The sequence below is a fragment of the Burkholderia crassaminum genome (assembly GCF_964265005.1).
Classification (GTDB): Bacteria; Pseudomonadota; Gammaproteobacteria; order Burkholderiales; family Burkholderiaceae; genus Burkholderia.
In genome coordinates this window covers 765,718-787,288 of the sequence record NZ_OZ183800.1, presented here as the reverse complement: position 1 = coordinate 787,288, position 21,571 = coordinate 765,718, and the positions used below count along the sequence as shown (strand labels likewise).

General features: G+C 67.7%; 18 protein-coding genes. 3 read left to right on the top strand and 15 right to left on the bottom strand.

Annotated features, from left to right (window positions below; all coding sequences use genetic code 11):
* Positions 1-55: 55 nt before the first annotated feature.
* Positions 56-1,429 (bottom strand): HdeD family acid-resistance protein, encoded by a 1,374-nt coding sequence (locus tag ACPTTF_RS20600; RefSeq protein ID WP_423367989.1) that lies wholly within the window; start codon positions 1,427-1,429, stop codon positions 56-58.
* Between the two features lie 67 nt (positions 1,430-1,496).
* Entirely contained in the window at positions 1,497-2,279 is a 783-nt protein-coding gene (locus tag ACPTTF_RS20595; protein ID WP_166961702.1) for a DUF4105 domain-containing protein, read from the bottom strand.
* Positions 2,280-2,478: 199 nt separating this feature from the next.
* Here ACPTTF_RS20595 and ACPTTF_RS20590 point away from each other — a divergent pair, with 199 nt between their 5' ends.
* Complete coding sequence (locus ACPTTF_RS20590; RefSeq protein WP_423367988.1) at positions 2,479-3,267, top strand: hypothetical protein; 789 nt, start codon at positions 2,479-2,481, stop codon at positions 3,265-3,267.
* Positions 3,268-3,323: 56 nt separating this feature from the next.
* Here ACPTTF_RS20590 and ACPTTF_RS20585 read toward each other — a convergent pair whose 3' ends face one another.
* From ACPTTF_RS20585 to ACPTTF_RS20565, 5 genes are all read right to left on the bottom strand, one after another.
* Complete coding sequence (locus ACPTTF_RS20585) at positions 3,324-3,749, bottom strand: ExbD/TolR family protein (protein ID WP_166961696.1); 426 nt, start codon at positions 3,747-3,749, stop codon at positions 3,324-3,326.
* Between the two features lie 9 nt (positions 3,750-3,758).
* Positions 3,759-4,181, bottom strand: coding sequence for an ExbD/TolR family protein (locus ACPTTF_RS20580; protein ID WP_423367987.1), 423 nt, complete (start codon positions 4,179-4,181; stop codon positions 3,759-3,761).
* Between the two features lie 12 nt (positions 4,182-4,193).
* Entirely contained in the window at positions 4,194-5,111 is a 918-nt protein-coding gene (locus ACPTTF_RS20575; protein ID WP_423391175.1) for a MotA/TolQ/ExbB proton channel family protein, read from the bottom strand.
* Between the two features lie 69 nt (positions 5,112-5,180).
* The gene (locus tag ACPTTF_RS20570; RefSeq protein ID WP_423367985.1) at positions 5,181-5,867 is read right to left on the bottom strand and encodes an energy transducer TonB; all 687 of its coding nucleotides are present in this window, start codon (positions 5,865-5,867) and stop codon (positions 5,181-5,183) included.
* 25 nt (positions 5,868-5,892) lie between these two features.
* Positions 5,893-8,229: a TonB-dependent receptor gene (locus ACPTTF_RS20565; RefSeq protein ID WP_423367984.1), complete on the bottom strand. Its 2,337-nt coding sequence runs from the start codon at positions 8,227-8,229 to the stop codon at positions 5,893-5,895.
* Positions 8,230-8,287: 58 nt separating this feature from the next.
* Here ACPTTF_RS20565 and ACPTTF_RS20560 point away from each other — a divergent pair, with 58 nt between their 5' ends.
* A complete protein-coding gene (locus tag ACPTTF_RS20560; protein WP_423367983.1) occupies positions 8,288-8,827 on the top strand; it encodes a hypothetical protein in 540 nt (179 codons plus the stop codon).
* A gap of 38 nt (positions 8,828-8,865) precedes the next feature.
* Here the strand turns inward: ACPTTF_RS20560 and ACPTTF_RS20555 are convergent, their stop codons facing one another.
* The 3 genes from ACPTTF_RS20555 to ACPTTF_RS20545 form a co-directional block, all read right to left on the bottom strand.
* Positions 8,866-10,155: an MFS transporter gene (locus ACPTTF_RS20555; protein WP_423391174.1), complete on the bottom strand. Its 1,290-nt coding sequence runs from the start codon at positions 10,153-10,155 to the stop codon at positions 8,866-8,868.
* A 178-nt stretch (positions 10,156-10,333) separates the two neighbouring features.
* Positions 10,334-11,809 (bottom strand): M81 family metallopeptidase, encoded by a 1,476-nt coding sequence (locus ACPTTF_RS20550; RefSeq protein ID WP_423367981.1) that lies wholly within the window; start codon positions 11,807-11,809, stop codon positions 10,334-10,336.
* A 191-nt stretch (positions 11,810-12,000) separates the two neighbouring features.
* Positions 12,001-13,446: a serine hydrolase domain-containing protein gene (locus ACPTTF_RS20545; protein ID WP_423367980.1), complete on the bottom strand. Its 1,446-nt coding sequence runs from the start codon at positions 13,444-13,446 to the stop codon at positions 12,001-12,003.
* A gap of 349 nt (positions 13,447-13,795) precedes the next feature.
* On the opposite strand from ACPTTF_RS20545, the gene ACPTTF_RS20540 reads away from it, so the two are divergent.
* Complete coding sequence (locus ACPTTF_RS20540; RefSeq protein WP_423367979.1) at positions 13,796-14,980, top strand: alpha/beta fold hydrolase; 1,185 nt, start codon at positions 13,796-13,798, stop codon at positions 14,978-14,980.
* Positions 14,981-14,995: 15 nt separating this feature from the next.
* Here the strand turns inward: ACPTTF_RS20540 and ACPTTF_RS20535 are convergent, their stop codons facing one another.
* The 5 genes from ACPTTF_RS20535 to ACPTTF_RS20515 form a co-directional block, all read right to left on the bottom strand.
* A complete protein-coding gene (locus ACPTTF_RS20535) occupies positions 14,996-16,069 on the bottom strand; it encodes a helix-turn-helix transcriptional regulator (protein WP_423367978.1) in 1,074 nt (357 codons plus the stop codon).
* 168 nt (positions 16,070-16,237) lie between these two features.
* The gene (locus tag ACPTTF_RS20530; RefSeq protein WP_423367977.1) at positions 16,238-17,482 is read right to left on the bottom strand and encodes an MFS transporter; all 1,245 of its coding nucleotides are present in this window, start codon (positions 17,480-17,482) and stop codon (positions 16,238-16,240) included.
* Positions 17,483-17,504: 22 nt separating this feature from the next.
* Positions 17,505-19,016, bottom strand: coding sequence for a PepSY-associated TM helix domain-containing protein (locus ACPTTF_RS20525; protein WP_423367976.1), 1,512 nt, complete (start codon positions 19,014-19,016; stop codon positions 17,505-17,507).
* A gap of 1 nt (position 19,017) precedes the next feature.
* A complete protein-coding gene (locus ACPTTF_RS20520) occupies positions 19,018-19,281 on the bottom strand; it encodes a hypothetical protein (protein WP_423367975.1) in 264 nt (87 codons plus the stop codon).
* Positions 19,281-21,488, bottom strand: coding sequence for a TonB-dependent siderophore receptor (locus ACPTTF_RS20515; RefSeq protein WP_423367974.1), 2,208 nt, complete (start codon positions 21,486-21,488; stop codon positions 19,281-19,283). The genes ACPTTF_RS20520 and ACPTTF_RS20515 overlap by 1 nt, the downstream gene beginning before the upstream one ends.
* Positions 21,489-21,571: the final 83 nt, after the last annotated feature.

Below are 21,571 nucleotides of genomic sequence, written 5' to 3'. Positions count from 1 at the left end.
GCGGAATGCGTCGTATTTTTCCCTAGCGTGGCAGGGGCGCAATCCGTATGCCGCATCACTGCACGTTGCCCGCGTCCTGTGCGCGCCATGCACGCCGCTGTTGCGACAGCCGGCTTGCGGCAACCCCTGCTGCCTTCCACCACGCGAACGGACGCGGATCGGCCAGCATGCTCAGCGCACGTGCATAGTCGAGCGTGAGGCCCGGCGTCCACGCCATCGTCAACGCACGCTTGCGAATCTGAGCGGCAACCCACAGTTCAGGCGTGACGAGTACACGCAGAAAACTGCCCCAACCCGTACTGCCGTCGTGCAGTCGGCCCACCGCACCGTCGATCGCAGCCTCGAGCGCATAGGCAACGGTGCTCGAACAGTTGCGGTGCGTGAGGTTGTACGTCGTATCGATCCGGTAGCGCTCCCAGAACGCGTGCAACTTCGCCGGATCGTAATTGCGGATCCGCACGCGTATCGTAGAAGGACACCACGCGCGCGACTCCGTTGCATAGTCCGGTTGAAACGTGCCGGGCACGTCGTTTTCGCGCGTTGCGCGCAGGATACGGCCGAACTCCGACGGCGAACGGTCGATTTCGGCAGCGGGATACAGGCTGATGTAGATTCCCTCAGGCGACTCGAGTGCCGCATGCCCGGTCGAAATGTTGCCGTTGACGTCGACCGCGGCGATGTAGCGGTCGATCACCGGATGATGCTGTGCCGGCGCCTTCGACGAACCCGTCGGCGTCCACACATGCACGGTCAGCGCGCGCTCGTGATCGGCCGGCGGGCCGTCCCATTCGGTTCGATCGAACGGGCCCGTGCGTGTCTCCGATGCGACGTCGGGAAACAATGCTGACCAGCGCGACACGCTGAACGCCGGATTGCGTTCGAGACGCCGCACGCGGGCCGCCAGCGCCAGCATGTTCGTGCCGCCAAAGATCAGGAACAGGCCGAGGGAGTACGGCAACGTGCCCACGTAGTGGGTCGGGTACGGTTGAAAGAAAAACACCGCGATCAGGATCTCGACTGCCCCCCAACCGAGTGCGATTCTCCAGCGACGATACCGGACGATCCACGCGGATATACACTGCAGTGCCCCGTCGACCAGGAACAACGCGCCGAAAATCATCGACAGGATGAAGTTGCCGTGATGGTGTCCGGCAAAGATCAGCATCGACGCGGCCACGACCGCGATCCCCTTCACGTAGCGCAATGCGCGCTGCCCGCCCACGCCGGTCCACGCAACAGCCAGCGTCGCCCCCCCTTCGAGCAGGCACAGCCATGCAAAGAGCGTGACCGGAAAGTGCATTGCGCCATCGAGCGCATCGACGAACACGACGAGCCCCGCGATGACCCATACGATGCCGATCCAGACAATTCCTTTCGCGCGCTTGCGCAGATAGTCGACGCCCAGCAACAGCATGACCAGTCTCACCATGTTCCGCTCCCTCGTCGTCGCCGGCCACGGTGTGCAGGTCGTCGCAGGCCAGTGGCCAGGCATGGGTTCATTCGTTCCGTGCGAGCGGCAGCGATGCGCGGATCGCCGCCGAGAAATCGCCATCGATCATCGCGCCGGGAGGGCGCTGAATCAGGCTTGCCGACTTCAGCGCATCGAACGGTATGGAATCGTCGAGCAGGCCAAGCTCATGTCCGTATCTGTCCGCGTAACCGCTCAGCAACACCTTCCAGCTGTATCCGACGTCAGGAGCAACCGATCTGACGTGACGCAAAATATTCGTCGTGCAATTGTTGAGCAACGTGTTGTAGAACTCCGGATGGCGTTCGAGCGCATGTACGCGATGCAGGTAATCCTCAAACAATGCACGTGCGGTCTCGGACGCGACGTGCGCACGGAATAAGTACACGCGTTCCCGGCGCACATCGGTGCGAACGCCGATCAAATCCCGCTCGTCGGCAACGACGTACACGAGATCGTACAGCGGCAAGAAGCCCTTGTACGGCGAGTAGCGTTGCCCGTGCCGCCGGCGCGTCTCGATCGAGATCGCGATATAACGGCCGTCGCTCAGGCCGAAACTCAGGAACACGTGGGCAATCGCTTCGTTGGTCCAGCGCGACACGACAAGGTCGACCGTCGTCACCGCATCGAGCGCGAACGTTGCGTCGTAGTACGCCGGCATGCAGTCGTCGCGTGTGCGATATCTGAAGTTCCGCACATCGCGCACGGTGACCTGCGCCCCACCCCATTCGATCCGCGCGGCACGCGTGTACTCCGGCACCCACAAGGCCGGCGCGCGCGCAAAGCGCAGCAGCGACGACAGCGGATTCATTCCTGCTCCGTCACGACAACCGGCCGCAGTACCCCGTAGCCACGCCCGGAAAACGCAACGTGAGCGCGCAAGCCCACTGAAGACGGTACGAATGGGCGGAAAGTCGACGTCGAACCAGTCATGTCAATACGATCGTCCACTCACCCTTCCCGATAGCCGAAACCGCGCCTTGCCTTGAACGACTCGTCCGCACATCACGATGTGGCGTTCGATTCAGCCGTCAACGATCGATACCCCGGCGACCCATTTTATGCCGCCACCCGACGAAGGAATTTCGTTAAATATTCTTGATTTTTTTAAAAAATTCGATCGCTCTCGACTGAACAATCAGGCCATGCGCCGCGAGCATAACGAAGTTTCGCCGGGGAGAATCCCGGCGTCTCCTTCAGTATGGCAAGCCGCCCCGTCACCCCAACGACAATTCCACCGCCCCGACAGAATCGGATCATTCATGCACAAGGCCATTCGTGGATGTCAAACGGCGCGACGCTCGGCGGAACATTGCATCGAGACCGACGAAACACCAGAATTTCGCGCTTCCAGGGATATTTTTGACGAGTTGGCTCGCGACATCGCATTGCTCTTCCTCAACGGCAGATTCGACCTTTCCGTCAGCTTCGCATTTCTGAAGCGACTGGTTCGACTGGCAAACTTTGATCTATCGCTTTTTGCGTGGGACATATTTGATGCCTTTGCAAGCGGCGCATATCGCACCGATACGTATCCGTCCGACCTTGACCCTGCCGTTCATCACACGCTCCCGCGACTGCGTGCAATCCTGAGTACGCGTCGCGGCACCTTTTCCGCGATTTATATCGATTCCGGTTCAAGACGCAGTGCGATGCAAAGGGTGGAGAAACCCGGGCGAATACCCGGACCAGACGATCATCCGCAGCGAACGGATCGCGTTCTCACCGATGCCGATGGAATCGGCGTCCCGCACGTTGACCTCTCGACTCGCCCCACGCAGCCTGCCGGCTCTCGGTGACGGAGCGATCCCGGCCTGCGCCAGAAACACTTCCGGCACCCTCCGCTCGCACTCCGCTACTGCACATACTGCTCGTTGCCCGTCAGCCCGATCTTCGTTGCGCCCACGCGCTGCGCCGACGCCAGCACCGCGGCCACATCGCGGTAAGGCGCCTGCCGGTCCGGCCGCAGCCGGATCTCGGCCTGCACCGGCTCGGCGGCCACCCGCGCAAGCTTCGCCTCGAGCGCCGCGCGACCGGGCACCGGCACGCCGTTCCATGACGTGACGCCGTTCGCGGCGACGTCGATCTGCACGATCTCGGGCTCCACGGCCGGTGGCGGCGGCGTGCCGACCGGCAGGTTCATCCGGACCGCGTGCATCTGGATCGGAATGGTGATGATCAACATGATCAGCAACACCAGCATCACGTCGATGAGCGGCGTGGTGTTGATGTCCACCATCACATCCGGCTCGCTTCCCGACGACGACAGATTCATTCCCATGACTGCCTCCTAACCGCCGCGCGCCGGCGGCTCCGTAATGAACGACACCTTGCCGATGCCCGCCCGCTCGCATGCCGTCATCACGCGACCGATGAACTCATAGCGCGTGCTCTCGTCGCCGCGCACGTGCACGTCCGGCTGCGGCGCCTGTACCGCGACGCCTTTCAGTCGCGCGAGCAACGTCGGCGCATCCACCTGCGACTCGTTCCAGAAGACGTCGCCGTCGCGGTTCACCGCGATCTCGATGCTTTTCAGCTGGCTCTGCAGCGGCTTCACGGTTTCCTTCGGCAGATCCAGCGGAATCGTGTGCGTCACCACCGGAATCGTGATCAGGAAAATGATGAGCAGCACCAGCATCACGTCGACGAGCGGCGTCGTGTTGATCTGCGCGATGACTTCGTCGTCATCGTCCTGCCTGACGCTCATGGCCATGGCTCGCTCCGTTCAGTCGACGAGCGACGCTGCGCGCGTCTCGTTGCGCACCGGACGTTTGCCGCCCGCCAGCACCACCGCATGCAGTTGCGCCGCGAACGCGCGCACCCGTTCCATCACGGCCTTGTTGCGACGCACGAGGAAGTTGTAGCCGAGCACGGCAGGCACCGCCACGGCGAGACCGATCGCGGTCATGATCAGCGCCTCGCCCACCGGCCCCGCGACCTTGTCGATCGACGCCTGGCCGGCCACGCCGATCGCGGTCAGCGCGTGATAGATGCCCCACACCGTGCCGAACAGGCCCACGAACGGCGCAGTCGAGCCCACCGTGCCGAGGAACGCGAGCCCGTCCTGCAGCCGGTTCGACACGTTGGTCACGGCCCGCTCGACCGACACGTCGATCCAGGTATTGCGGTCGACGGCTTCGAGCAGCACGTCGTCGTGGTGCTCGCCGGCCTCGATCGCCGTCTCCGCGATGAAGCGGAACGGCGACGATGCGTCGAGCAACTGCGCGCCCTGCTCGAGCGACGGCGCGCTCCAGAGCTGCGCGTCGGCGCGTTTCGCGCGCCGGTTCGCGCGGGTCTGCTCGAAGAACTTGGTGACCATGATGTACCAGCTCCCCATCGACATCACGACGAGCAGGATCAGCACGAACCGCGCGACGAAATCACCGCCGTGCCACAGCGCGCCGAGTCCGTAAGGATTCTCGACGGTTTCCGACGTGGCCGGCGCGGGCGGCGGCGCGGGATGCGCGGCAGCGGCCGGTTGCGACGCGACGACGGTCGATGCCGATGCCGATGCCGATGCCGACGCCGACGCCGGCACGGCGCTCGCCTGCGCCAGCGCCACGCGCGGCGCGACGAGCACACCCGCCGCGCCGGCGGCAACGATCATGCTGGCCGCGAACGCGGCGAGAAAAGGCTTCTTCATGTCTGCTCCATGGGTCGATCTGAATGAGTGTTCAATGCACGGGTTGTGGAATGTCGCGACACACGCCGGTCAGTTCAGGTTGAACGAGAACGGCACCTGCACGCGCACCGACTGCCCCTGCGAAATACAGCTGAATCGCCGCACCGCCGCGAGCGCCGCGCGATCGAGGATCGGGTCGGCCGACCGCGCGACGTGCTCGTCCGACACGAGGCCGTCCGTGTCGACGACGAACTCCACCAGCACGTTGCCGGTGATGTTGTTTTCCAGCGCCTCGCGCGGATAGCGCAACGACGCACGCACCTGGTCCGAGTTCGGGCACACGACGCCCACTTCATGACTCGGCGCCTTGACCGTCACCGGGGCCGGCGGCGCCGGCACCGCGGGCGCGGACACCACGGGGGTGGCCGTAGGCGTCAGCGTCGCTTGCGCAGGCGCCTGCACCGGCACCTCCGGCGGCGGCACGAAGACGGGCGGAGGCGGCGCGCTCTTGTGCGGCGCCGCTTTCACGATCGGCTTCGGCGGTGCGGGCGGAGGCGCAGGTGGCTTGACCGGCTCGATGATCCGCACGCTGACGGGATGCTGGATGATCTCCACCACCCGGTTCGCAAGGCCGTTCAGCAACGCGTAAATCAGCACGGCATGCAGCGCGAGCACGGCCGCGATGCCGCCCAGGCGGCGCGCGGGACGGTGGCTGGTCTGCCGGAACGGGCGCGGGCGGCCGGCGGGCCGGTGTTCCGGTACGGTGTGTGCAAGCATGGAAGCTCCTCGAATCGTCCGCGACTCAGAACGGCGCGCTCAGCTGCACGCCGATCGTGCGCGGCTGGATGACCGACGCCCACACGTTGCCGCCGAGCGGCACGTAGCTCGTGTTGGCGGACAGCAGACCCGCGCGGTTGAACAGGTTCCTGACGAAGAACGACAGGTTCGCGCGGCGCAGGTCCACGCCAAACTGCAGGTCGGTCACCGCATAGGACGGCAGGATGAAATCGGGCGAACCCGCCGAGCCCGCGAAACTCGAATGACGCTCGCCCACGAAACGCTCGTTGGCGCTCGCGACGGCCGGCCACGGGCCGAGCTGGAAGCGCCACGCGGCTCCCAGCGACGCCGCGAACTTCGCCGTGTTCGGCAGCCGGTCGCCCGCGTGCGAGCCGACGCTCGGCGCGCCTTCGGTCAGGTACGCATCGATCGCCGACAGCGACGCGTTGAACGACAGCGCCGACGTCGGCCGCACCACGCCCGACGCTTCGAAACCGCGGATGCGCGCGTTGCCCGCATTGATGAGCTGCGCGACGCCGTCGACCGCGCCGTATTGCTGGATGTCGTGCCATTCGATGTCGTACGCGGACAGCGCCACCGACAGGCGGTTGTCGAGCAGGTCCGCCTTGTAGCCGATCTCGTAGTTCCACAACGTATCGGGCTTGTAGACCGGATTGCCCGAGATGAGCTGCCCCGTCACCGCGCTGACCGCCATGCCGTTGGGGCCGCCCGGGCGATAGCCGCTCGCGGCGCGCGCGTAGACGTTGCTGGTCGGCGTGAGCTTGTAGCTGACCGTGAACATGTACGTCTTGCTCGTATCCGACGACGCGCCCGGCGCGAAAAGCGGCGTCGGCACGAGCAGGCCCGACGTCTCCTGCCGGTAGTCCTGGCTGTTGTGCGCGATGCGCATGCCGGCCGTCAGCGCGACGCGCGACGTGAGGTTGTACGTGATGTCGCCGTACGCGGCGAACTCCTTGTAGCTGCCCCCGTAAGCGAGTTTTTCCAGATCGCCGAGCGACGCGCCGCCCGCACCGGTCGCGCGGTAGGCCTGCACGGTATTGCTGTGCTCGTGATCGTAGTAAAGGCCGGCGACCCACTCCAGCGTCCGGTTGCCCGGCGAGGTGAGCCGCAGTTCCTGCGTCACCTTGTTGGTGCCGACATTGGAGTTCGGCGTGAGCGTGCCGACGTCGAGCCCGCGCGCCGCGAGGATCGGCGCATAGAACGGCGTGAAGTCGAGCGTCGTCGTGGTGCGCAGCGACTGGTACGCGGAAATCGCATTGAGGCGCGCCCAGCCGAAGTCGTATTCCGCATTCGCGGTATAGAACTGGTTGCTCTGGTGATAGGGCTCCTGCGCGTCCTGAAGCTTGGTCAGCGCGCCGTAGGACGGCTGGCCGTTCATCCCGTAGTCGACGTAGTTCTGCCCGTCGCTGTTGATGTTCTGCACCGTGGCGGTGAAGCGGAACGTGAGCTTGCGCGTGGGTGTCACGAGCAGCGATGCGCGCACGCCGGTGGTGTCGTTCGCGTTGATGCGCGTGCCGGCGGCCGCGCCCTTCCCGTCGATGTAGCCGCCGTCGCGATTGTTGAACGCGGCGATGCGCAAGGCAGCGACGTCCTGCTTCAGCGGCAGGTTCAGCACGACGTTGGTCGTGTTGTTGAGCCCGCCGTGCCAGGTCGTCGAAAACGTCGTGGCCGCGCTGCCGAAAAAGCTCTCCGTGTCGGGCTGGTTGGTCACGTATTTCAGCAGGCCGCCCATCGCGCCCGCGCCGTACAGCGTCCCCTGCGGCCCGAACAGGATCTCGATGTGATTCAGGTCGAGCAGGCCCATGTCCAGCGCCAGCGCGGCGCCGCCGCCCGAGACGGTGTTCGAGCCGATCGGCGTATCGTCGACATACACGCCGACGGTCGGCCCGACATCCTTGCCCGCCGTCACGCCGCGCATCGAGATCGTTTCCTGGCCGGGGCCGCCGCCGCTGTCGAAGCCGACACCCGGTTGCGTCGACAGGTAGTCGCTCAGCTTCGTGGCGCCCGATTTCTGCAGCGCGTCGCTCGACAGCGTCTCGACCTTCATCGGCACCTCGCGCGCGGGTTCGCGGCGCCGGTTCGCCGTCACCTCGACGGAATTGAGCGTCACCGCCGCACCGCCCTTTGCGCCTTTTGCATTGGCCGCCTTGTCGCGTGCCGCTTCGGGCGCGGCGCCCTGCGGCGCGGCAACCGCCGCGGGCGGCTGCGTGCCGGTTTGGGCGGGCACGTCCTGCGCGTGAGCGCTGGCCGCCGCGACAAACATCCGCATGACCGAGACGGCAACCAGCGTGCGTCTGAACAGCGTCGGCGCCGCTGCGAATCCGTCCTTGTTGCTTCCCATCTTTGACTCCCCCTGTCTGAACGTGGATCGACGTGTTCGTCTTCTGAAGCGGTCCCGCATGCGAACCGTCCGTCCGAATGACTTCAAAGTAAGCATCCAAATTGGCCGGCGCTTTTGCGAAACGCCGAAAAACATTGGCTGCCGTCCTGCGTGCCGGTGCGCGGCCGGCGGGTCGCGCAGCGCGGTTCAGCACGCGCGCCGATGCGCGTCGCGACATGCGGCGGCGAGGACGGGAAACGGAGGGAACGCGGGAGAAATGGCGGGCTGGCGCGATGCGCCCGGGAGGCGTGGCAGCCGGTCAGGCTGCGTGCGTATCGACGAGTCGAAGCATCTGCGCGTTCACGTCGCAACGCGATTCGAAGCGCTCGCGAAACGTGATGAAGACACTGCAACCAACCGGGCTGCGCGCGTATCGACGATCGACGAGTCGGAGTACCTGAACGTTCACGTCGCAACGCGATTCGAAGCACTCTCGAAGCACGATGAAGGCACTGCAGCCAGCCGGGCTGCGTGCGTATCGACGATCGACAAGTCGGAGTACCTGCGCATTCACGTGGCAACGCGATTCGAAGCACTCGCGAAGCGCGACGTGCGATAGAGCGCGGCAGCCGGTCAGGCTGCGCGCATACCAGCAAGTCAGAGCACCTGCGCGCTCGCGTTGCCGTGCGGCTCGAAGCGCCCGCGAAACATGCGCAGCACGACACCGAGCAGGATCATGCTGAACATCGCGGCCGGCATGCCGAGCCACGCGATGCCCTTGAGCAGCGCGCCGGGCGTGCCGTGCAACGCGTCGGATATCGCGCCGACGGCCGGCACCGACACCGCCTGAAACATATACGTGACGAGCGACGAGGTACCGATCACGCGCCCGCGCAGATGCGGCGGCGCGATGTCCTGCAGCAGCGTCGGCGTCAGCGACGCGCCCGCGATATAGGCGGCGATGATGCCGGTCATGCAAACGAGCAGCATCGTCGCGCTGGTCGCAAACGACAGGCCGAACAGCAGGATCGCCGCGACGAACGCCATCGCGCAGCCGACCGCGACGGGCAACCCCGCCCCGCTGCGCGCGCGCAGGCATCGCACCATGAGCACGCTCGCGAGCAAGCCGAGCGCCGAGCCGCCGCCCACCGCGATGCCGCTGTAGAGCCCCGATTTCGCGACGTCGACATGGAAATCGCGAATCAGCGCAACCGGCGCCCAGCCGAGGATCGCGCCCACGTAGAACGCGGCCATCGCATAGCCGAGGATCAGGCACGTCAGCATCGCGCCCGAGCGCCGCCAATAGTGCGCGAGCGTTTCCCGCGGCGCTTCGTGCGCGTGCCCGGCCTGCGTGCCGCCGCGCGGCGGATGGCCGACGCACGCGAGCAGGCCCGCGACGGCCAGGCCCGGCAGCGCGACGAGCACGAAAGCCAGCCGCCACGGCGCGACCGCCAGCGACTGCGCGAGCGGCGCGGCGAGATGGAAGATCGCGCCGGCGCCCGCGATGCCGAGCCCCGCACCGAACAGCGCGACCGCGAAGAACAGCGTGTTCGCCGCCGTACGCAGCCTGGGCGGAAACAGGTCGGGCAGCAAACTGTAGACGACCGGCCCGAGACCCGCCTCGCCCACCGCGAGCGTCAACGTGCAGAGAAACAGCATCCAGCCGTGCGTGACGAGGCCGCACAGCGCCGTGCCCGCGCTCCACACCAGCACGCAGACGACGAGCAGCCAGCGCCGGTCGACCCGATCCGCGAGCCAGCCGAGCAGCGGCGACGCCAGCGCGCTGAACAGGATCGGGCCGAAGCCGACGATCACGCCGAGGCCCGTATCGTCGAGGCGGAGGTCGCGCTTGAGCGGCTCGATCGCGAGCGTCAGCATCTGACGGTCGGTGATGCCGAGTATCGCGGCCAGCGCGAGCACGACGAGCGCGAACCATGCGCGCGACAACGACGGGGACCGACCGGTTATTCCGCTACCCACGCTGCGCCTCCTTCATTGAAAACTTCCGTGGCCGGCCCGTGCAGCCAGCCTGTCGAGGGTAGCCGCCCGGCGCCGGCAAGACTTTCGCGGACGGCCGGGAAAGTTTCGGCATCGTCCGCGCATCCGCATGCCGGACGCTCGCGGGTCAGACCGCGATTTCGTCGAACGGCCACATCGGGCGCGTCAGGTGCGCGTAGTCGGCCGCGTTGAAATCGAGGCTCAGCGAACCGGGCGTGTCGCAGTAATAGATCGCGCGCGCAAGCGGGCCGAACAGCGCCTGAAAATGCTGCGTCGACTTCACGACGACGATGTTGCAACGCGGCAGGTCGATGCCGAGGTCAGTGAAGCAGCTCGGGCTGTAGGTCTGCTGGCGGGTCGAGTTGACGACCACGCGCACGCCGTCGATCTCCAGCAGGGCGGTGAGCCCGAGGCCGGGGCCCGGAAACTTGAACGCGTCGTCGTGCTGCGCGAGCCCGGCGTCGACGGCCAGCACCGTCGCGACCACATCGAGCGGGCGGCCGGCCCGCGTGCCCGTCTTGCCGCCCAGGCGCACGCAGATCGTCGCGCCCACACCCGCATCGCGCGCGAACGTCGCCGCGACAGGGTCCCAGATCATGCCGAGCGCCACGCCGCGCAGGCCGCGCTTCAGAATCGCGTCGAGGATGAACGTCGAATCGGAGCCGGCCCCGCCGCCGGGGTTATCGGCCGTGTCCGCGATCACGAACGGGCGCCCGGCCGCATCGGCCGGCGCCGCCGCGATCTCGTCGAGGATGCGCTCGATCGGCCGGCGCAGCGCGATCGTCTCGTCGCGCACAGCCACGAAACCGCACGCAAGCTCGCGTGCGTTCGCACGCGCGGCGCCGCGATCGCCGTCGCTCACCACCAGCACCCCCGCCCCGGTATCCGGAAAGTCGGACCACGGGAAGCCGTGGATCAGCGACACCGACAGAATGCCGTTGCGCCCTTCGCGGTCCATCGCGTCCTGGTTGAGGCTCGCCATGCGCGGCTCGGTCGTGAAGAACATGCCGAGCATCGGCACGCGTTCGAAGTGCATCGTCGGCCGGATTTCGCCGCGCACGGTGCGTTCGGCGAGATCGATCAGGTCGACCGCACGCTCGTCGAAATCGATGTGCGGATAGTGCTTGCAGGCGAGCAGGATGTCGCAGTTGTCGAGCATCGCCGTCGTGACGTTCGCGTGCAGGTCGAGCTCGGTGCCGATCACGACCTCCGGCCCGATGAGCGCGCGCGTCTTCGCGAGCAGGTCGCCCTCGCAGTCGTCATAGCCCTGCGCCATCTGCGCGCCATGCAGCAGATAGAGCACCATGTCGACCGGCTGCGCGGCCCGCAGGTCGTCGAGAATTTCGTCGCGCAACGTCTCGTAGTCGCGCTGCGCGCACGGCGCGCCGGGCTCGGCGAACGCGAAGATCGACGCGCGCACTTCGTGGCCGCGCGCCCGGGCTTCGCGCACGAACGTGCCGTAGCCGACGAGGTCATCCGCCTTCCCGTCGGGTTCGCCGTTCGCCGGCCGGTACAGCGCGCGCTCCTCGAACGAATGCAGGCTCGTCGGGATCGGAGAAAACGTATTGGTTTCGTGCGCAAGCGCGGCTACGAAGATTCGCATGATCGTTCCTGAATGGCGTTGAAGTATCGAAAGACGCGGCTGCGCCGCCCGCTTGCGGGCGCGTCAGGTGCAGCCGGTCAGGGCCGTGACCCGGCACAGCCTCCAAAAAAATCAGCATGACGAAACAACCGGCATGCAATCGGAATCCGCCGGGCACGAGAATTACGTCGAAAAACGCGTGCCCGCGCCGCTCAGTCCTCGCGGCGCAGATAACGCAGGCGCGTGTGAACGCCCTCGGGGCGGTCGTCATCGCCGCGGAACGACACGAGCGCGAGCCGTCCGTTGATGCCGCACAACTGCGCATCGGCCGTGCCCGGCGGCGCGAACAGCCCCTCGGCCAGCGGCACGAGGTCGAGCACGTAGGTCGATGCGCCGTCGAATGCGAAACGGATCTCGCCGTTGCCTACCTCTTCGCCGCTGCTCGGCCACAGAATCGCGCGCCGGCTGTCGGCATCCATCTCCGTCCAGTACGCCTCGACCGTCAGCCGCTCCGGCCCCGCGACCGACGCGATGCGCATCGGGTAATGCCGGTAGCCGCCCGCGTAACGCGACAGCGGCCGGCCCGGCGTCGCGCGCTCGAACGGCATCACGGGGTCGTGGCCGAGATGCGCGAGCGTCATCAGCAACACCTGGTCGTGCAACGCGCTGGCACCCGGCCCGGTGCCGCCGGTGACGACGACGAGATCGAGTTCCGGGCACACCGCGAAGCTCGACGTCGTGCCGTAGGTCGTGCCGCCGTGCCAGAACACCGTGACGCCGCTCACCGGCACCTTCCACCAGCCGAGGCAGATCGGTGGAACGCAGGGTCGTTGCGCGTCGAACGTCACCGTCTGCATCGCGGCGATCGTCTCCGGCGCGAGTATCTGCCTGCCGTCGACCACGCCGCCCGCCAGGTGCATGCGCCCGTAGGCCAGCATGTCCTTCACCGTCGAAATGGGCGTCGAGCCGGCACCGGCCAGCGATGGCGGGAGAAGGTATGCATGCGTGGCCTGCAGTGCACCGCTCGTCGCGTTCGCGAACACGCCGACCGCGTGATGGTGCAGGATCGCCTGCTCGGCCGACGTGCACGACGCGTTCATCCCGCACGGGCGGAACAGTTCCTCCTCGAGCGCCTGGTTGTACGGCTTGCCGGACAGCACTTCGATCAGCCGCGCGGCCACGACGAAGCCGGGGTTCGAATAATGGATCGTCTCGCCAGGCGCGAACAGCGTGCCGAAGCCGGACAGGCGCGCCACGTATTCGCGTGTCGCATCCGGGCCGGAATCGGTCGTCGGGCTGAAGGAGTCGGCATCGATGCCGTTCGTGTGATTGAGCAGGTGGCGCACGCGGATACGCTGCGCGTGCGCCGGCCCGGCCAGCGTGAACGACGGCAGATGCTTGACGACGGAATCGTCGAGACCGATCCGGCCGGCTTCGACATGGCGCATCAGCAGGTGCGTCGTCAGCACCTTGGTGATCGAACCGATCTGGAAGCGTGTATCGACCGTCATCGGCGCGCCGGTGTTCAGGTTCGCGATACCGCTCGCCAGTTCGATCTGTTCGCCACGGTGCCAGACGCCGGCGACATAACCGGCCGTTGCCGGGCCGTCCACCGCCTTCGACAGCAGGTCGCCGAGCTGGTCCTTCAGGATTTGCATGACCGCACTCCATGATGAGAAAGTGGGCGTTGCCGCGCGCCGGAGCGAAACCGGCGGCGTGAACGCATGCCGTCAATGTAGTGGCGTTTCGCCGGGCAGCCTTTTGCGATCGACCGGGATGCTTTTGCGCGCGTCTGCCGTTTCGTGTCCGCCATCACACATGCCGTTCCCGGCCGACACCCGCGGCGCGCAAAACCGGCGCGGACGCGCGCGACAATCCCGCGGCGGAAAGCGAAAGCAGGCCGGCACCGCGTCCGCTATCGTACGGGGTCCACGGGCACGCACGCCCGTCGCCTGTCATGCGACGCGCGCGGCCGCCCTTCTCGACATGCCGAACCAGGGAATTCCAATGCGCACATGGCTTCCGACCTTCCTGAGCCGAGACTGGGCGGGCCTGCCCATCGCGTTTGCGATCGCGCTTGCGGGTAGCGGCCTCGTCCACGCCGGTCACGATCCGACGGGCTACACGCTGCTCGGCACGGCCATCGTGCTCGCAGCCGGCTCGCTCTACCACCTCGCATTTCTCTCCCACGTGCGCGCGGCCTGCCCGCCGCCGGGAATACGCGTGGAGGTGAACGGCCACCGCATCCACGTACTCGCGGAAGGGCACGCAGGCGGCCTGCCGTCGGTCGTCTGGATGCCGGGCGCGCATATGGGCGGCCTCGTCCTCCATCACCTGCATCAGGCGTTGCGCGGCGAGACACGCTCGATCCTGATCGACCGGCCCGGAAGCGGCTGGAGCGATGCCGGCCCGTATCCGCGTTCGACCGCGCTGGAAGTGGAGGAAGTCGTGGAGGCGCTGGCACGCGCGGGCGAACGCGGGCCGTTCGTGTTCGTCGGACATTCGTTCGGCGGCCTGCTCGTCGCGAACCTCGCGCGCCGCCATCCGCATCTCGTGCGCGGGATCGTGCTGCTCGACGCGACGCATCCCGACTTCTTCAACTACGCGCCGCGCGGCATGCGCCCCACCGCGATGATCGTCGCCGGCAATCTCGTCGGGCTGCTGCACCTGTTCGGCATCCACATCGATCTCGTCGGCGTGCTGGGGCGCCGGCAGCCGGCACTCAGGCGGCTGCTCGATCTCGTGCAGAAGCGGCTTGCCGATGCGATCGAGATGGGGGTCGAGCGCATCGAGATGCATGCGCGCGCCGGCTTCAGCGCCGCGTCGAGCCTTGCCGAGTTGAGTGTCGCGGGCGGTGCGCGCGCCGGTTTCGACATGCTGGTTCACGACGGCGAGCTGGGCGACCTGCCGGTGTTCGTCGTCACGCCGCGCGATGCGTCGGAAATGCGGCCCGCGCAGGAGGCCGACGCACGCAAGCTGTACCGGAGAATGGGCGTGGACGCAGCCGGCTTCGAGCGCCACCTCGCGCTGATGACCGCATTCCGCCAGCGCTACCTCGCAACGTCGTCGCAAAGCGAGCTGATCCATGCGCCGGCCGGCGACGGGCACAACTTCCCGTACGAATCGCCGGCGTTCGTGGTTGAGGTCGTGACGCGGATGCTGCGCGAGCGCGTGCGCGCGTACGCGGACTGACGGGTACCGCGACGCTCAATCGTCGCCCGTCGCGCAGCCGGCTCCCGGCACGCCGCTGCGCGCGCGCAATGCGCGCGGCGACATGCCGAAACGCTTCTGGATCGCGACGGAGAAGCTGCTCGGATGGTTGTAGCCCACCGCGTAGGCGACGTCCGTGACCGGCACGCCCGGCTCGCTCAACAACCGCAGCGCCTGCTGCATGCGCAGCTCGTGCGCATACTCGTGCACGCTCTTGCCGAGCAGCGCGCGAAAGCCCGCGCACAGGCTGCTGCGGCTCAGACCGACCTGCTGCGACAGCACGTCGAGCGACGGCGGCGACACGAAGTGCTCCTGCAATACGACCTGCGCTTTCGACACCGCGCGCCGCGTCATGCGGCTCACGCTGCCGTTGAGCGCGTCGGCATCGGTGTGGCGCATGCCTTCGGATACGGAATCGACCGCGCGCGCGACGATCTCGAGGCTGCGTGCATGCAGATAGATCGAGCGGCTGCGGCCGTCGAGCGGGCAATTGCCGATGTCGCGCAGGCACTCGACCAGCGCCGGCGGGATCGGCGTCGCATGGATGAACGATTCGCGCAGCGTGCCTTCGACGAAATGCCGCAGCGGCGCCGGCAACGCATCCTCGGCGCCGGCGTAGAGTGCGCCCAGCATGCTGCGATGCATGTAGATGCCGGTCACCTGATGATGGCCGCGCTCGATCACATCGCCCGAGGGCATGCCGTCGGGTTCCGCGACCAGCACCATCGTCGGGCCGTCGAGATTGACCTCGCGCCCGGCCACCGAATACGATGCCGCCCCGCTGCGGCCGATGCGGATACGCAACGCGTTCTCGCCGCGCGTGCGCCGCCGCACGACGCCCTCGAAGCTGACATCCACGTCGGTCATCCAGAAGGCCGGCGACTGCGCATGGAATTCGGTGTGCCCGTTCGCATACGCGTTCGCGTATTCGACGCGATAGTGGTGCCCGTTGCCGATCTGCCGGACCGTCGCGGACGGGAAATCGGGCACGGAAAGGTCGCCCGGCGGCACGGCCAGGTCGCGGCTCAGCGAATCGTAGTCGAGGTACGGCGAATACAGGTTCTGCAACATCGGCGCAGGGCTCCGGTGGCCTGCCCGCGTCCGCACGCGGCGCGGGCTTCTCGCGATCGAGACAAGGCCTCTTTATATCAAGCCGAAAACGTCGTGCAAAAGATGTGTTTACCCCTGACCGGTGACCCCGGTCACGCGTGCGCCGGACACCACCCCGCGCTCGCGGCGTCACGCCAGCGCATCGTCCCCCTTCACCGCATACGCCGCCTCCCGCCGCCGCAACCGCATCGCGATCAGCGCCGCAAACACCGCCAGCGCGGCGCCCGTGAGAAATCCGCCCGTATAGCCGACCTTCGCGGTGAGCGACAAAATCGTCGACGACGCGATCAGCTCGCCGAGGTCGCGCGTGCTCTGCACGGCCGTCACGTCGGTGCCGGCCTGGTCGCTGCCGCCCGCAAAGCGCATGCCGGCCGTCATGATCGACACCGACGTGATCCCGGTCGCCAGCGAACCGAGTACCGTGCACAGCCACGCCCACGACTGCGACACCGGCAGCCACCCGCTCGCCTGCGCGAACCACAGCAGCGCCGCCGCGCCCGCACAGCTCACGCCGGCCGTAAACGCACGCCACAACCCGAGCCGCCTGACGAGCCACGCGCCGCCACCGCATCCGAGCACGACCGTCACGATGCCGCCGGCCATCCCGAGCTTGCCGATCGCGTCGAGCGTCCAGCCGGCGTCGTTGAGGAACAGTTTCGACAGGCCGAAGCCCGAGACGGCCGTCATCGCCGACAGCAACGCGAGCGACAGCAGCGACCACGAACGCGGCCGCTTCGCGAAACGCACGAGGCTCGCATCGTGCTCGGGCTTCACGCGCGCACGATCCGCATCGCGCGGCAGCACCCACAGCACGCAAATCAGGCTCGCGAGCGGCACGGCGGCCAGCGCGAGAAACGCGGTGCGCTGGCCGAACAGGCCGATCAGCGTCAACGTGCCGGCGCCGCCGCCGAAGAAGCCGATCATCACGCCCGCGATCTGGATCGCGTTGATCTTCGCGAGCGTGTCGCCGCTGAAGTGCTCGGCGGCCATCCCGTCGTTCGCGATGTCCTGCGTCGCGCTCGCGAGCGACGCGACGGCCAGCAGGCCGACCGCCCACCCGGCCGTCGCGACCGTCATCCCGATCTGCGCGAGGCTGCCGAGGCACAGCACGACGAGCATCTGCATCGGCAGCATCCAGCTGCGCCGCCGGCCGATGCGCGGCGACCAGCGGTTGTCGACGACGGGCGCCCACAGGAATTTCACGACCCAAGGCAAACCGACGAGCGGCAGGAACGCCAGTGCGTGAAGCGGCGCGCCGTCGTGGCGCAGCAGTGTCGGCATCGCATCCATCGCGATGCCGATCGGGATTCCCTGTGACAGGTAAAGCAGCGTGATCGTGATGACCAGGCGGCGATGTTCGAGCAGATCGCGCATCGAAGTCTCCAGTTGCATGAAATTAAAAAGGTTCGGCGCCGGCCGGCACGCGCGCAGGCCGCATCGCATCGCGTCGCGGACGGCGCGCGGCACGCAGCAGCAATGCGCCGAACGCGACGAGTGCCGCGTCGATCGGCCAGTACACGGGTTCGCCCGCGCCGAGCAGCGCGATCGCGCAGTGCGTCGCACCTGCGAGCCCGTATGCGGCGCCGGCCGCACGCATCAGCCGGCGCAGCCAGGCCGCGCGATCGGCAACACAGGCCGCGAGCGCGACCGCGCCGCCCCACACGGCCCAGAACAGCATCGCGAGCCCATGGTCGACGTGCACGCCAGCGGGCAACGCACGCCCCGCGAACAGCAGGACGCCGCCCGCGAGCACCAGCCCGCCGCAGGTGCCGACGGCGACCGCGGCCAGCACGTTCGCCGAGCGATCGTGCTGCGCCCGCCGCCGCTCGATCCACAGATGCAGCCCCGTCGCGCACAGCGCGCACGCGGCGAGTCCCATCAGGAAATGCAGCACGCGCAGCACGCCGCCCATCGCACCGACCCAGCCGTATTGCGCGAAATGCAGCGGCTGCACCGCGATGAATGCGCGCAACCAGAAACCCCGGCCACGCGACGTGGCGTCCGCGAGCCATTGGCCGTCCGCCGCGCGATACAGGTGACGCTCGAACACCGCCGTGCTCGGCAGGCCGGCGGTCGTCCCGGCAATCTCGACACGCGCGTTCGCATCACCCCAGCCATGCAGCACGACCGCTTCGCGTCGGAAATCCGGCGTACGTGCCGCGTCGCGCCGCAGCAGCGCATCGAGATCGGGCGCGCGTTGCCACGCGCCGCCGGCCACGGCAGGTGGCGGCCCGCCGAGCAGTTCGGCAAACGCGCGCTGCGGCTGCCCCGGATACGCGACACCCGCGAGCGATACCGTGCCGAGCGCGCCGAGCCCCGACAACGCACCGGTGAACGCGAACAGCACGAGCCACGGCGAGCCCCACAGGCCGATCCACGCGTGCAGGTCGAACAGCGCGGCGCGCAACCCGTTGCTGCGCCGGATGCGCGCGGCAGCGGGCCAGCGCCGGTGATGCACGACCAGGCCCGCGACGATGAGCACGAGCAGCACGATCCCCCACAGGCTGACGAAGATCCGCCCGGGAAAGCCCGCGAACAGCGTCTTGTGCAGCGTGACGAGCAACGCCGCGCGTCCGCCGTCGGCCAGCCGCTCGCCCGTCGCCGGGTCGAGCGCCAGCGTGCACGCCTGGCGCGCGTCGCAGAAACGGATTGCCGGATCGTCCGGTTGCGGCAGCACGATGCGCGCATCGCGCAACGGCACGCCGAGCGCCGCCGCGCGCGCGACGAGTTCATTCAGCGACAGCGACGGCCGCGCGACGGCAACCGGCGGCGACCGCCACCAGCCCTGCATCGAATCGGTCGCGAGACTCCACGTGCCGCTGAACAGCACGACGAACAGCACCACGCCGAACAGCGCACCGGCACCACGATGCAGCGCGCGCCAGCGCGAACGCAATGAAACGTCCATGTCAGCGCCCTCCCCAGAACATCGCGCACGGCACGAGCACCGCGAGCCAGGCACCCGCACGCCACGCAGCCTGCCGTCGCCCGGGCGCAACGAGCACCCACAGCAGCGCGGCGACCCCCGCGGCAAGCGACAACAGCACCGCCGCGTAGAGCCGGTTCAGGCCGTCGGCCGGGTAATGACGGGCCAGCGTGACCGCCAGCGCGACCGCGCCCGGCAGCACGCCGCCGATCGAAAGCGCCACCCGCGTCCCCCAGCCGCCCGCCATCAGAACTGCCCGCGCACGGTCAGCATCACGTTGCGCGGTTCCCCGTAGCGGTTGTTCCAGCCCGGGTTGCTCAGGCTCAGGTAGTACTTGCGGTCGAACAGGTTGTTGACGTTGACCGCCGCGCTCCAGTGCTTGTCGTAGCGGTAGCCGAGCCGCACGCTCGCGAGCGCGTAGCCACCCTGGCTCATCGAGACGCCGTTCGCCTGCGCCGAGTAATTGCTCTGCACCTGCACGCCGCCGCCGACGCTCCAGCGCCGTTCCTGCCACGGCAGGTCGTAGTTGGTCCACAGCCGGAACAGGTGGCGCGGGTTCAGCAGCGGCGCGAACGTGCCCGCGTTCGCGAGGTTGTCCGCATAGCGCATCGTGTCGTACGTGTAGCTCGCCCACACGCTCCACCATGGCGTGATGCGGCCGTTCGCCTCGAATTCGAAGCCCTGGCTGCGCACGCTGCCGCCGTTCACGTAGTAGCAGTTCGGCCCCGCGCACGGATGCGCGAGATCGACCTGCGGATTGTTGTCGAGATCGATGCGGAACGCGGCGAGCGACACGTTCAGCTTGCCGCCCGCCAGCTCGCCCTTCACCCCCGTCTCGTAGGTGCGCCCCTTCACCGGCGTCAGGATGCCGCCGCCCCACATCGACTTGGTTTGCGGCTGGAACACTTCCGCATAGCTCGCGTACCACGACCAGTCGCGCGCGAAATCCCAGATCAGCCCGCCGTACGGCGTGAACTGGTGGCCGGTGTTGTAGTGCGCGCCGAGGCTGTCCTGGTTCCACCAGCTCATCCGGCCGCCGAGCACGAGCGTGACGGGTTCCGCGAGCTTGATGCGGCCGAGCCCGTACACGCCCTTCTGCGACACGTCGTTCTGCTGCGACTGCTGGTACGGACCGACACCCGGCTCGGGCACGCTGCTCGGGTTCCAGCGGTAGACGTTCACCGGCGTGCCGGCCACGTTGCCGAGCAGCTGCGCCGACATCTGCCCGCTGCTGCTGTTCGCGTAGGTCACGCCGAACAGCAGGTCGTGCGTCAGCCCGAACGCATGCACCGGGCCCTGCACGTTCGCATCGATGCTGCGGCTGTAGCTGCTGAACTGGTACGCGCCGCCCGTCAGCGCGCCGCCCGCACCGGTCGCCGGATCGATCGCGCCGTAGGAGCCCGCGTACTTCAGGTCCGAACGCACGCTCTGGTATTCGCCGCTGACCTTCGCTTTCCAGCCGGCGCCGAGCTTCTGCTCGACCGACGCGAACGCGCGCGTCGTGTCCCAGTCGAAGTGGCCCCACGCCGTGTCGAGGAACGTCGAGCGCGACAGGCCGAGGCTCGACCCGTCGCGCGCCATCGGCACGCCGGACATGTCGGGCACCGAGCGCGTCGTCTGGTACTGCGCGCCGAACGTGAGCAGCGTGTCGCGCGTCACGTCGACTTCCGTGATCCCGTAGATCGAGCGCGTGTCCTGTTTCGCGTGGTCGTAGAAGAAATGGCGATCCTCATACGCGGCGACGAGCCGGCTGCGCACGGTGCCGGCCGCATTGAGCGGCCCGCCGATATCGGCTTCCGCGCGATAGCGGTCCCAGCTGCCGACGCTCACGCTCGCGTTCGCCGAGAACTGGTACTGCGGCCGCTTGCGCACGAGGTTGACCGTCGCGGCCGGGTTGCCCGAGCCGTGCAGCAGGCCGTTCGCGCCGCGCAGGATTTCCACGCGCTCGTAGACGGAGATGTCCTGCGGCGCGCTCGCCATGTCGCCGATCACCACCGGCACGCCGTCGAATTCGAACGAATCGACCTTGAAGCCGCGCACGAAATACGCGGTGGTGAGCAGCACGTAGGGCTGCACGGTCACGCCCGCCGATTGCTGCATCACCTCGTCGAGCGAGTACAGGTTCTGCTGGTCGATCCGTTCACGCGTCGTCACGCTGACCGACTGCGGAATCTCCCGCAACGCGAGCGGCATCTTGCCGACCGTCGCCACGGCCGGATCGTCGGCCACGCCGCGCGACGCGTTCACCGAAATCGCCTTCAGTTCGCCCGCGGCAGGCTTCACGGCGGTCGCCTCTTCCTTCCGGACTTCCGCGCCGGCCGCCGGCACCGGCACCGGCACCGGCACCGCATCGGCGAACGCCGCCGCCGGATGCGCGGCGATCAGCAGGCCAAGATACAGCGACGGACGCCAGCGCCCTCGCCCGCAACGGGCGACGCGTGCGCCCTTCTTCATCGATCTCCCAGGTTCCAGCACCTCGTACCGCATTCACGCCCCCGTATTTGATAATCATTCTCATTATCAATTAGAACCGGCAG